The 12,293-nt window shown below is 62.8% G+C and carries 11 protein-coding genes and 1 pseudogene; 4 read left to right on the forward strand and 8 right to left on the reverse strand.

What is annotated here, in order from left to right; translation table 11 throughout:
* Positions 1–102: 102 nt before the first annotated feature.
* On the reverse strand, positions 103–3,132 hold the full coding sequence (locus G6N44_RS27520; protein ID WP_163670456.1) for a tetratricopeptide repeat protein: 3,030 nt from the start codon (positions 3,130–3,132) through the stop codon (positions 103–105).
* Positions 3,133–3,308: 176 nt separating this feature from the next.
* Here G6N44_RS27520 and G6N44_RS27525 point away from each other — a divergent pair, with 176 nt between their 5' ends.
* The 3 genes from G6N44_RS27525 to G6N44_RS27535 all read left to right on the forward strand — a co-directional run bounded on the left by G6N44_RS27525 (position 3,309) and on the right by G6N44_RS27535 (position 4,850).
* On the forward strand, positions 3,309–3,512 hold the full coding sequence (locus G6N44_RS27525; RefSeq protein WP_163670457.1) for a hypothetical protein: 204 nt from the start codon (positions 3,309–3,311) through the stop codon (positions 3,510–3,512).
* Positions 3,513–3,793: 281 nt separating this feature from the next.
* A complete protein-coding gene (locus G6N44_RS29645; protein ID WP_235683157.1) occupies positions 3,794–4,255 on the forward strand; it encodes a hypothetical protein in 462 nt (153 codons plus the stop codon).
* A 175-nt stretch (positions 4,256–4,430) separates the two neighbouring features.
* Entirely contained in the window at positions 4,431–4,850 is a 420-nt protein-coding gene (locus G6N44_RS27535) for a hypothetical protein (RefSeq protein ID WP_163670459.1), read from the forward strand.
* Positions 4,851–4,877: 27 nt separating this feature from the next.
* Here the strand turns inward: G6N44_RS27535 and G6N44_RS27540 are convergent, their stop codons facing one another.
* The 6 genes and pseudogenes from G6N44_RS27540 to G6N44_RS27565 all read right to left on the reverse strand — a co-directional run bounded on the left by G6N44_RS27540 (position 4,878) and on the right by G6N44_RS27565 (position 9,729).
* Positions 4,878–5,540: a hypothetical protein gene (locus tag G6N44_RS27540; protein WP_163670461.1), complete on the reverse strand. Its 663-nt coding sequence runs from the start codon at positions 5,538–5,540 to the stop codon at positions 4,878–4,880.
* A 97-nt stretch (positions 5,541–5,637) separates the two neighbouring features.
* A pseudogene (locus tag G6N44_RS27545) lies at positions 5,638–7,060 on the reverse strand (IS3 family transposase).
* Positions 7,061–7,281: 221 nt separating this feature from the next.
* Positions 7,282–7,590 (reverse strand): hypothetical protein, encoded by a 309-nt coding sequence (locus G6N44_RS27550; protein WP_088304798.1) that lies wholly within the window; start codon positions 7,588–7,590, stop codon positions 7,282–7,284.
* Complete coding sequence (locus G6N44_RS27555) at positions 7,587–8,150, reverse strand: hypothetical protein (protein WP_133062552.1); 564 nt, start codon at positions 8,148–8,150, stop codon at positions 7,587–7,589. The genes G6N44_RS27550 and G6N44_RS27555 overlap by 4 nt, the downstream gene beginning before the upstream one ends.
* Positions 8,151–8,441: 291 nt before the next feature.
* Positions 8,442–8,999 (reverse strand): sensor domain-containing protein, encoded by a 558-nt coding sequence (locus G6N44_RS27560; RefSeq protein WP_163670463.1) that lies wholly within the window; start codon positions 8,997–8,999, stop codon positions 8,442–8,444.
* Positions 9,000–9,336: 337 nt separating this feature from the next.
* Positions 9,337–9,729, reverse strand: a complete 393-nt coding sequence (locus G6N44_RS27565; protein ID WP_163670465.1) for a hypothetical protein — start codon at positions 9,727–9,729, stop codon at positions 9,337–9,339.
* Positions 9,730–10,515: 786 nt separating this feature from the next.
* Here G6N44_RS27565 and G6N44_RS27570 point away from each other — a divergent pair.
* The gene (locus G6N44_RS27570) at positions 10,516–11,421 is read left to right on the forward strand and encodes a hypothetical protein (protein ID WP_163670467.1); all 906 of its coding nucleotides are present in this window, start codon (positions 10,516–10,518) and stop codon (positions 11,419–11,421) included.
* 308 nt (positions 11,422–11,729) lie between these two features.
* Here the strand turns inward: G6N44_RS27570 and G6N44_RS27575 are convergent, their stop codons facing one another.
* A complete protein-coding gene (locus G6N44_RS27575) occupies positions 11,730–12,185 on the reverse strand; it encodes a tellurite resistance TerB family protein (protein ID WP_163670469.1) in 456 nt (151 codons plus the stop codon).
* Positions 12,186–12,293: the final 108 nt, after the last annotated feature.

Below are 12,293 nucleotides of genomic sequence, written 5' to 3' on the forward strand. Positions count from 1 at the left end.
GCGCCTGATTGATCACACGCGACAGGACAGTCATCAGGCGGATCGAATCAGCCGGGACAGGGGCGGCGCCCTGGCGCGACGCCAATGGAGGACCGAGACCCTTTAGCCGTTCAGTCCGTTCCTCATCGCCAATACCTGCTCCAGGCGCCATTCGTGGCCTTCTGCGGAGCTTCGAATCCCTAATCGGATCGCTTCTGGCCAGTTGGCTTGCCGGCCCAGCTCACATGCCGCGATGCCGAATGCCGCGCCGTGGTCACCTCGTTGAGCGCCGCGCTCTGCGAAATGCTCCGCACGCGTGACGTCGCCGATCTGGGCAGTCCGAGCGGCCAGATCTGCCCAGATCTTCTCATCACCACGGTCATTCACAATCTCGGCGCAGCGCTCTGCCTGCTCCCAATCTCCCACTCCGGCGTAGGCGCGGGCCATACCGCCGAACGCATCGATTCCTTGCCCTACTTCTTCGGCCGCTGCTGCGAAGTACTTTGCCGCCTCACCCATCTGATACCGAGCCGCCTCCGCCGCAATGTCGGCCAGTGTGTGGCTGGGCGGGACAAAGAGGTCTTCGGGGGGAGGGTTGGTGGCCGACCAGTACGCCGTGTGGGCAGTATCGAATCTGCTCGCCAGCTGCCGGAGTTCATCCCACCGCTGAGCAACGAGGAAGTGGTAGGCGGCCTCGATAATTTCCACCCATCCAGAGGGCGGTCCTGGCAACTCGAGTTCGCTCTCGATGATCTGGAGCACCGGAGCCCACTCCCCTCGCGCAGCGTGGATGCCCACTCGAATTCGCGTGCCGAGGCATTTAGCCTTGACTGCCAGTCGCATGGCTTCATCAGCGTTGCCTTCTTGGATTCTCCGTTCCGCTAGGAATTGGAACGCGTTGGCGTACCCGTAGTCGTCGGCCAAGGTTGTCGCCAGTTTTTCGGCGGCATCCCAATCACCGCTGTCAGCCATCGCCATGGTCATAGCGAATGCATCCTGCGGGGCTTGATGCCGGGCCGCGGTCAACGACATTCGCACGCCGCGCTCATACTGGCCGGCTTCACGAAGCCTCCGTGCCAAGTCTTCGGCTCCCAGCAGACAAATCAGCGTCGTCGACCGATGGTGTTCCGGCATTTGTTTCTGTTCTTCGTCGCGGCACCGCATCTCAATCTCCGCCAACCTCTCCGCGTCATCCCACGCCGCTTCCTTAGCTGCGGCGCGGGTCAAATCTCCGTAGACAGTTCGCGTTTGGAACGTCCAGGGTTCCGTCCAAGGCAGTCGTTCAGCGATGCGCTCAGCTTTACGCCATTCGCCATCTGTACACAGTGCAAGCGCCACCTCATAGGCCGCCGAGAGGTGGCCGCCCTCAACTGCCTGTTGGCCGGCACTCAGCGCAGCTTCACCGTTTCCTGACTCGGCGTACAGGCGACCGATTCGCATCACCGCTTCGGGGTCCCCGGAGAGCACGGCAGGCGCGAGAATTTGAGCTGATTGAGCATTCAGCCCACGAGTTCGGGCTGCGTCAGCGAGGTCGGCTCGCACTGCTGGCGATAGGTCAGACGTCTGTGTGGCAGCAGTCCAGAATCGCTCCGGGGGCAAGTAATGAGGTGCCCGTTCCCGCCGCAGTCGTTGTTCGATGACATCATTGAGTTCGTAACCTTCGGCATCATTCGCGTCGCGGCGAGAGTGCGCCAGCAGAAGTCCATCGAGGCCGTGGGCTTCTTGGGTGAGATCCTCCATCGCCCGCCGAAACTTCTGGTCCCACCTTGGCGCGCTCAAGCGCGCCGTCGCTGGCGGAAGGTAGGCGTAGGCGGCGTTTTTCAGGAAGGTGTCCGGGACATGTCTCCATCTTTCGCTGAGTCGATGGGCGTCGGTGATGGCCCACAGCACTGCTTGCTCTGTCGGATCGACGAGCTTGAGGCGACGCACGATTTCGGGCACACCAGCCAGCGTTTGTGTAAGGAATCCGTCACCGCGGCTGCGCCGGACGGCGTGCTGAAGGCGCTCGTCGTGATCTAGCAATTCCACGTTGCCGGGCAATGCAAGATCCACGTCGCTGAAGGAGTCAGGCACGCGGATTTCGTTGTACTGGAGCAGTTTTCGTACAGCATGTCCGGCTCTGGTGGTTCCGTCTGTCAGCCGGGCGTACGGTTCGGGCCAAATAGTGCCCAACAGTAACCGTGGCCCTGGCATCGTCAGTGCCTCAGCGAGAACTTCGGCCAGACGCGGGCCTTCATCCGTAGGTTCCAGATAGTGGTGGAGGTCGTCGAGCCAGATGATGGTTTTTTCGGCCAACCGCTCTTCGTGAACGGCGGTTTCTATCTCAGCGGCACAACTCCCAGACGCGAGGTCTGACCAGATCCTCCAGTCGGGGAGGCAAGCCTTCACTGCCTCCCATGCTGCCCGCGTTTTGCCGGTTGCCGAATTGCCGACCAAGACAATCGCCCCGCCAGCACCGGCCTCGGCCAGTTTGTTCACCCGCCGACGTAGCTCTAGGTCAAAGTCGCGTTCAAGGTAGCTGGGCAGCGGTGAGGGTCCTAGTGCACCATCGTCGGTGGCGACCACCCTGTGGACGCCGAGCAACAGGACGGTGTCGCGGTCGCTGATAGCGGATACCGTCGTGCCTGCTGCCTGCGCGGTGGTCGACGGCGAAACTGGATCGGTAGGTGCCGAACGGGGCCGGGTCGCTTTGTGTATCGCCCGCCAACGTGCCGCCACGTCTTCGTCGAACTGCGCGAGCCCGGCCTCGTGCCACAAGTAGGCGACAACCCGCTCAACCTGCTCGGACATCGAGCGCGGCCTCGCACCGCCCATCCACCCTTCGACGGTCTTGGACTTGATTGGTGCTTGGTGCCCTGCCCGGCGGGCGTCCCCGACCAGACGGTGAATGCTGAGTTGGGTCTGCTCGGCGCTACCGCCGCCGCGGGCGAGGCGCGCTGTCTCGGTCGCTCTGCTCCGCACCGCGGCGCCGACGACCTCGGCACTAATCGCGGCGACGACATCTTCTGCCGAGGGACTTCCTGCGGCCGCGTGAAGGAGGCCAAACAGCTCCATGAAACTCGTGCGCCCCGCGCCGAGCCTTGTGTTGCTCCAAACCCGATTGAATTCGCGAAGGGCGCCGGCGCATTCATCTGAGGTGCTGCGACGCTTCAATACACCCTCCCGTGATCCCGAACGCGCCGTCCGCGCGAGTGGCGCGACTCGCTACACCCGTGACCAGCCTAAACGCTTCTTGTCGCAGTTCCCGTCGTGGACTCGCCTGTCGTTGTCAGACGACCCTAAGCACTGCAGCTGCTGTCCGTTCCGAATCGAGGTCAAAAGGGAGACCGATGAGACAGCAAATTTCGAAGTATGTTGCCGATGTCATCAAGGCAATGATCGTCGCGACCACGGTGATCGTCATCGGCTGGCTTGTGTTCTGTGCGGCCATCATCGTCCTGACTGGATCGGCCGCGGGTATTCAGGAGTCCGGTGAGATCGCGGTGCTACTCATCGAGGGCATGCTCTCGCGGTTGAGCGAACTGTTCTCGTAGAGGCTTGTGCAGTCCGCAGGCCTAAGCGGCGGTCGCTGGCTTCAGTCGACGGCCGCCGTTTCGCTGCCGCGGTGCTGCTCCGTACAGACGCAACGACAATCGAAATGTCAGACCCGCCAAGTAACATCACCGATGTAACACCGCAACCGTCCGGGCCCGCGTGGCCCGAACACCAACCAGACGAAAACAGGTACACACCAATGGGATTCTTCAGCTCGCAATGCGAAAACTGCGGCCACCCACTGCTCTGCCCAGCCGCCACAAACTCCACCAACACCTGGATGACCGACGTCGTCGCCGTCACGCCCAACGGCAGCATTCTGAAAGGCACCTACGATGGCTACGGCAACATCGACCAATTCGAGGGCGCCATCATTGACGCCACCGTCTGGCATCGCGCCTGCTGGACAGCGAACGGCCAGCCCACCGACTACCGGGGCCCCTCCGTCGCGGCTCCCGACCAAGGCTGGTTCTTCGAGGATCCGGCCCATGATCTCGTCGAACCGCCGACACCTTCCAATCGCGCAGGCCTCACTCAAGTTTTCGATCCGTTGGCCCGCGAAGCCGGACTTGAAATCATGGGGTCAGCCGGCGTCCTTGGAATCCTCCGGAACAGAGAGACGGTCAACGCCGACACTCTCCTGAACCTCACGCCCGACGACATCACCGATCTCTACAACGACCACATCGGTCCGGCCATCGACGCGGTCGAACACCAGCTCAATACCAACCCACCCCGATAGCCGAGACAGGTGGTGGTGTGGCCGAGGGCTGGCCGCACCACCACCAATCGCTGCTGTTCCAGGAGCACTTACCTAGCCCAGAAACCGTAGGCTGCCGGACAACTCGCTGTGCGAAGATGAAGCTGGCGTCACTGGACCACACATCCCCCACAGCCCCGGACAAGAGACCACCCCCATGGCCAATCCGAGCAACTCCGATGACGAGCTCAGCCGTCTCTACGGGAGCTATGCCACCTGCATCCGGCCGGTCATGACGAAGACCAGCGATAACCGTTGGATGGCCCAATATCCCGGCGTTGACTGGCATGTCACCGCCGACACCGAAGCAGCTGCAGGAGAAGAACTCCTCAACGAAGCGCTGCGCCGCATCGACGCCGGCGAGCCGGACGCTCAACCACCCCACGACCTCCTCGAACGCCACCTGACACATCCCATCCCAGGGGTGTACGCCCTTGACCTGGACTTGTTCCTGTATCTGCGAAGCCACGCCGGTGTCGCTCAGACGCAGTTGGCGTTTGAGGAGGCAGAGCGGCGCCGCGCTGCCGGGAAGTCCTATACGAAAGGCGACTATCTCGCCGAGCACGGGGAATCCTGACTTTCGCCAGGGACAGGCCAGAGGCCGTTAGTGAGCATCGTCCCCGCGGCCATGACGCTTAACCGCTCGCAGTAGGCGCATGATCGCGGCGTCCAGGCCCGCCCGGTTTGACCAGCCCGCCTCGGCGGCCGCCTCATTCCAAGTGCGGCCCCGGAGAACGAGCGTTGCGGCGTGGGCCAGCCTCTGTCCACTGGGACGCTCGGGTAGAGCCGCGACTGCGTCGAGAACTCGCAATGCACGTACGCGGCGGGCGTATTGGTCCCCCCACTCGGCGAGAGCGCCTGTAATGGCCGGCTCGTGGCCCTTCGCCGCGGCCTCCCAGGCCGGTCCGTCTCTGACAATCAGTGGGTTCGTCGCGCGGTCGCTGCGACTTTCTGTGACCCACGCGGTGATCACGTGCTCGGCGGCCAGAACGATCCAGAGGTACTGCGTGGGTTCGATTCTGCGCCGCAGCGACATGTAGGTGATCCGGCCGGTGCGCACCGCGGTCTCCACCGTAAACAGCTCCCAGCGCTCAGGCTGGAAGTCGGTGAGGTACTGCAGCGGTACGCCGCGCTCATCGAATCGCGACCGCGCATGCGGGATCTCTAGGCTCAGTCCGGCAAGGTGTTTCAACTGTTCGCGCGCCTTGTCGAACAGCCGAGCGGGTCCGTATTTGGTGTGGAATCGGAGTGTGCGCGTTTGGGTCATGAGCGGTCCAGGCTGCCTGCACCCACCGGTACCTTCGCTCGCCGCGGTGGCCCGCTGCTGCCCCGGAATTTGTCAAGGCGGATGAGTCCATCGGGTGTTAAGCGGCTGTCGTGTCGGCCTCCTGGGTGATGTGTTGGGCTGGTGGGTTGATCCAGACGGTGTCGGGCAGGTTGAGGATCTTGGGCGGCGCGATGGTCGTCGTGCTGAAGCGGTGCGGGTACTGGGCCCGGGCTTCGGCGAGCACGGCTTGCCGGTCTGCAGCCTTGTCGGCGGCCAACCCGAAGTGCACGTCGGCGGGCGTGTGCAATCCGATGCCGGTGTGACGATGCTCGTGGTTGTACCACTGGGCGAAGGCATCCATGAATTGCCTTGCCTCCGAGAGTGATCCGAATCGTTCGGGAAATTCCGGCCCGTATTTCAATGTCTTGAACAACGATTCGGAGTAGGGTTGTCGTTGGACACCCGTGGGCGTGAATGCGACCGGGTGACCTCCAGATCAGCGAGCAGCGCAGCGACGGTCTTGCTGGTCATCGACGTACCCCGATCGGCGTGCACAACCTGCGGGGCACCATGCACCTGGAACACCTGCTCGATGAGTTCTTTTGCCAGCACACCTGATTCGTGGGCGTGGACGTGGACACCGACGAGGTAGCGGGAGTAGATGTCGATCATCACGTACGCGTCGAAGTAGGTGCCTTTGACCGGGCCGGCAAGTTTGGTGATGTCCCACGAATACACCTGCCGTGGTGCGGTCGCGACCAACTCCGGGCATGCTTTGGCGGGGTGTCGCGCCAGCCGGCGACGTTCCTTGACCTGTCTGTTTTCGCGCAGCACCCGGTACATCGTGGATACCGAGCACAGGTAGAGGCCCTCGTCGAGCAACTGGGCGTAGATCTGTAACGGGGCCAGATCGACAAACCGGTCGCTGGTGAGCACCTCCAGGACCAGGCACCGTTGCAGATCGGTCAGCTTGTTGGCCGGCTCGGCGACTGGTTGCGCCGACACTGTGGGCGTGGGTGCGGTGGCGGTGTTGCGCCGCCGGATCGCCGTCGAGCGCACTGTGCCGGTCAACGCTGCTGCGTGTCTGGTTGGCACGCCGGCGGCGATCAGCGACCCGTAGGCTTCGGTCAGCGCTTCTTGGGTTGCTCGTCGAAATCCGCTCTCTCGGAAAGACTTTCCAAGAGAGCGTGTGCTTTTCCCATGATGTCCAGGGCGGCCTCGGTGGTCGCCAGGCGCTTGCTCATCTGGGCGTTCTCCCGTTTGAGGCGGGCGATCTCGGCCTGCTCAGCGGTCAGCCGCCCGATCTTCTCTCCGGGCTGTTTGCCCGCCAAAACACCGGCATCGCGTTGCTTGCGCCATTCGCTGATCGACGACGAGTACAAGCCCTCCCGCCGCAAATAGCCACCGCCGTCGCCGTGCTCGCAGGCCTGCTCGTAGGCCTCCAGGTGGGCAAGCTTTTCGGCTGCCGAGAACGCCCGGCGTCGGCGCGGCCCGTCGGCACGCGGGTGGGTTGGATCCATCCGTTCATTGTCGTGCACCGACATCGTCATCGAACTACTCATGGTGTGTTGATCCGTATCTCGCCCTGCGTCAGGCCGATTTGCTATGAACCACTGGACTCAACTCACCCTGACACGCAGGGCCCTGGCCCACCGTTGTTGTTTCGCCTTGGTGGGCCGGGCTCACTGAGGCACCTGGGGATTCATGGTTTGTCGCGTACGGGGATCTGAGGCGTGGCCTGCTATGTCAGCGCGTTGTAGGCGATGTAAATGGCAAGTGCCAGAAGCGCTAGACCCAACACCAGGTAGTAGATGAACTCCGCTCTGTTTTCGTCGCGGTCGCCGCGGCGCAGGGGCACTCGTCGGTCGCCCGGTGCAGTGGCCATGAGCATTTGGAATGTTGCCGTCCACTGTGCTGCCATGCTCAACGCGTGGTCGCGCTCGGTACCTGCCAGCCGCTGCGCATGGGCCGTCCATAGTCGGCTGTTGCGTTGTGCGACAAGGGCATCGGGTGCGGGGTAGCTGGACTGCTTGGATTTGAGGTAGCTCACCAGTCGATCAATCCCAGTTGCCATCCGCCTTGGTCGAACTGCTCATAGAGGTACTGGGTGAACGCTGAGGCCAGCAGCAACGCAGGAAGGGGGTGTGGCAGTGGTTGAGGGCAATCTAGAAGGTAATCGGACCAGTATTTGCGGTACCGGCCGTAGTCGCCGCGGCGCAGCTGCTGGCGTTGGATCCGCGCGATCTCGGCGCCCGTGTGGTCGACGACCGGCGTGGGTTTCGTCCGTTCCCGCAACGCCGCTCCAGTCGGCACGTCTGTGGCGCCCAGTGATCGTTGGTTGGCCTCTAGGGAGAACGTCAGGCCGTGGGTGCGGTAGAACTGCGCGACTGGTGAGGTAGGACGCAACCAGCCAATCTCGGCGCCCTGTGCGTCGCTGACCTGCATCATCTTCCATTGCCATTGGCCTCGCCCGCCGAAGCGGGTCAGATAAAGGATCGGCGCCCCATTCGTGCCGGCGACGACAAAGCGGATTTCGGAAGCGATGCGCCCGGCGGATATGTCGGTCAGCGGCTGGATGACGGCGATCTGCTGGTCATAGACGTTCTCCACCGTGCACATGATGGTGTTCCTCGGGCGTTGAGTGATCGCGCGTAGGTACAGCAGTGGTTCACCGAGCGGGAACCCGTCGGCCGGTTGGGCATGAGGCAGCGCTGGCAGCGACCCCGTCTGCCGCGATGTCGGCTCGATGATCTCTCCCCCAGGTTTCAGGAACGGTCGTTCGGGCGTCGAATTGGTATGCCTCGGCCCGAAATGGCGCTCATCGACGCCATGCTGGCCCAGGGCGTTGATTGGTATGCACCGCCGACGGGCTGTCCGGTACCGCCTCTAGCTGTTGGGCGACTACCCGGGAATCTTGGCAAGGATGCGGTCGGCAATGGTGTTCGCACGCGGCGCGCCATCGCCATCACCGCACACAGTCGTCTCCACTACCGCGTTCGCCTTCCCCACGGCCACATGGTGGCAATTGCGCGGCAACCCATCACGCTTGATGGTGGTGCCAAGTCGGCCCCCTTCATCGCTGATGGGGTAGGGCACCCAACGCAGATTTTCCGAACCGGCTTCGATAAAGAAGATGTCGCCGTCGGGGCACAGGCCCCACTGGTGCTTGATGGTTTTCAAGGCCTCCGCGACCTGCTCAGGCTTGTCGAAGACCGCGACCGCCTGGGTCGCCGACTGCCCTCCGACGCCGCGGGACACATTTCCGGCGATCGCGGGGCTTCCAAGACTCACCCCACTCGACGAGGCGATCGCACGGTAACGGCAGTTGTACGGGTCAATCTTGCCGGCCATCAGCTGCGGTTCAGCATAAGACTGAATCTCTTTCAGGTCCGTATCGCCTAGGACCTCACCGAGCTCAGGAAGCCCCAACAGCAAGCCTTTCGCGTCGGCCGAGGGCACCAACGCAGGAGCGGTTGACGTAGGCGGCGGAGCCGCAGGACTTGCCGTGGATGAGGTAGCCGACGATGTGGGGCTGGCAGCTTGGCCTGTAGCCGGCTCGCCGCTGGTCGTGGTCGAGCAGGACACCAACGCCCCCGCCACTCCGGCTACCGCCGCTACCGACAACCACCGTCGCGGCGACCTCGGCCGGCGCTCACTCATCACTGTCATCGGACCCCCTCGATCTCGTTGGCGCACCATTGCTGTGCATTGTCTGGGCGAATACTGTCACAACCTGGTTCAGCCGCCGCCGAGTCGGTTGAAAACCAAGCCCGCGCGGCGCGCGTATTTGCCGCGCTTATCTCATCAGCACACTGACCGCAACCACGATTGCGACCATGGCAATCGTGACACCGACGATCGCCAACAGATTGGTGACACGGGCGCGCGGGGTGCCGCCAAAACTACGTGCTGAACGGCCAACGAACAGGAACATCAGGGCTTCTAGAAACTTCCAGAAGCCCGAGTTGCTGTTGTCTCGTTCGGGTGGCGGCCCGGCTGGCGGCGGGAAATACGGGGGTGCTGGCTGCATGCCGTAATGCTGGTACGGCTGAGCCGGTGGATAACCGCCAGCGGGCGGCATATTGGGTGGGTATCCGTAACCATAGGGGTTCGCCGGAAGCGGCGACGCGGGCGGATAAGGCTGCGCAGAATGTTGCTGCCAGGATGAATCTTGATATGGATAGCCCATCGCTGCGTCCCCTCGTCGATTTGATCGCGCCGCAAAATCCTATACGTCGATTGACGGGGGTCCGATCGGCAATTTCGCCGCCACCGGGCACCGCGCGATCACTAGTACCCCACCAATTCCCGCGTGCGGGCATGGGCGTCGTTGTCGGGACGGACTGCTGTCCTGAGTCAACCCGACCCTGGAGGACCCGGTTCAAGCCATGCACCGCGTTGCGCTCGCCGGGTCAGGTCCGGGTCAGAAGGGCACGTCGCATTCGGGAGCGCCTGGGCGACGCCGGGGTAGGCCGCACACTGCGGCTGCCCATCGGCCGGCGAGGATCTCGCGCCGCTGTTGATCGGGTGTGAGCCGGTCCCAACGTTCCTGTTCTTCGTATTCGGCGATCGCTGATTCGCATGAGCCGCATAGCACCCCCAGCATTGCCAGGCTGAAGGTGACACCTCCCGACCCTTCCCGGATCGAGTGGCACGTGCAGCGGACGGCAGTGTCGGTCCCCGAAGCATTGGTGAGTTCCATTGGCGCATCCCCCTTTTCAGCGGGTTCGGTGCTCTAGACGCTCACGCCTAGGCGGTTCGTGGTACTGCCCCGACTGTATCCGAAGGGTCCGACACGATCACGGCGGGCCTGGGCCTGGCGAGAACCGCCGCCAGACCGCCTCTACAATATGCATCCTCGGAGCGCAGGCAGTCGGGCTCCTCAGGTCAAGGGGGGATCGTGTCAGCGGGTGGCAACACACCACCGCGCCCCGAGGATGATCACTGGCTCCTGGCGCGCTGGGGAGCACTCCATGTGTTCCTCGCCCTGCTCTTCAGCGGCCTCCTAGTTCACTACGCGGTCAAGTACCACTGGAACGCCCTGGACACCATCGCGGCGATTGTGGCGCTCTGCGCGCTCTTCGTTGCGTTCGTTAGCCTCTTAAGGAGGGTCCCCTTCCCTCCGAGGTACTTCGCAGCGGCGCTTTCTCTTTGCCTGGTTGTCAGCGTGGTTTTGGCAACCTCCATCTGGGTTAGCCAGCCGCAGAATGATCTCGATAAACCTACGGGCGCTGGTTCTCCCGGTGAACAAGAGGCATGCGTGGATCCCACCACCGGCTTCACTACGCCGTGGGGACCGGATCGCCCGTTGATCGAACGGGGAACAGGGACAGGTCCAGCTTTCAACAACGCAATGAACCACTACCGCAATTTCCCGTCAGACGATGGCAGGCAGACAGTGATCGAGGCCAACGATGCCGAATTCATCGGATACGGAGGCTATTCCGTAGAACAGAACGTCCACGACGGTGGGACCTACCGCGTGCGCATGCGTCCTGTTAATACTGGTGCCCCAGGCAATGGTCAGACCGCGGCACAGAACGTTGTTGCCCGGCTCGTCAGCCCCGAATGCGCTAGCACCCAGTTTCGCGTGGTTGGAACCTTGACCTCCAGCAATGCCGTGCCGGACGTGGTATGGAGTTCGGTCACGTTCAGGGCCGACCGACCCTTTCGGATGGTCCTGTCCGAACGGCCCTCGAAGGCGTGCTTTCCCGAGGTAACTGGACACTGTGACAACACCTTTGGCTTCAGTCAGATTCCGGACGTCGGCCGCATCTTCTCGGCTGATGGCCTTCCGATTGGCTCAAGCGGCTTCGGTGGCCAGTTCGCGGGCAACTCCCATGTCGAAATGATGATCTATCTGACCCCCCGATTCGAATAGGAACGGACTCGGACGACGGGTGGGCCACCGAAGAGCAGCACTGGAACCTCGCTGCGGGCAGTAGAGCGACGGGCATGGCCGTTCATGCGGTGAAGTACTCGACAGCCGTCGCGCTCAGGATTGCGGGAACTCAACCGCGGCGGTAGTCCACAACTCTGATCATCACCGCAGTGAACTGGAGCAACGAAGATGAGCGAACGTCCGCGCTCCAGTTCACTGGCCTGGCATGACCCCCGACGGGGTGGGCCACCTGCGCCGGCATCCCACGCAGGCTGGGGGGTCGGGCTCGGCGCGCTTTGTGCGCCTGTTTACAGATCGAACTCCGAGGGATCAATGCCGACAGCGAAGCAGGCTTCCTTCACCGCGGACTTTTCGTGCTGATCGAACGTTCCGTCGGCACCGCCGATGATGATGCCGATCTGAATCACCGCTCGCGCTTGTTCCGGCTTCGACTTGAGCTTGCCGATGGTCGCCGTCGCCTCGACCTTGCCGAAGTCGAAATCGCCTTGCAGCTTGTCGCAGAACCAGTTGAACTTCTGCCGCAAATCGTCGGCATCGAACACCGACAGGGCTTGGTTGTTCATGATCAGGGACGCTGTTTTCTGGCGTTCGGCCGGGTCGATCGATCCGTCGGCGGCGGCGACGAGTGCACACATGGCCATCGCACCGTTGGCGAACTCCTTGTTTTTGAACTGCGCCGTCTTGAGTTGGAGCTGATCGTTGAGCTCAGACGTTTTCGCCCGCAATTGATCCCAGAATCCCATGCCACTCCCTCTAATTGTCAGTTGCCTGCACAGACTAGCGAAATAGCTGGAGTCCGCCGCACAATGCACGTTCTGCGCGCTGATTCACCCCTCGAACCCCAGTCCAAC

The organism is Mycolicibacterium alvei (assembly GCF_010727325.1).
GTDB classification, from domain to species: Bacteria; Actinomycetota; Actinomycetes; order Mycobacteriales; family Mycobacteriaceae; genus Mycobacterium; species Mycobacterium alvei.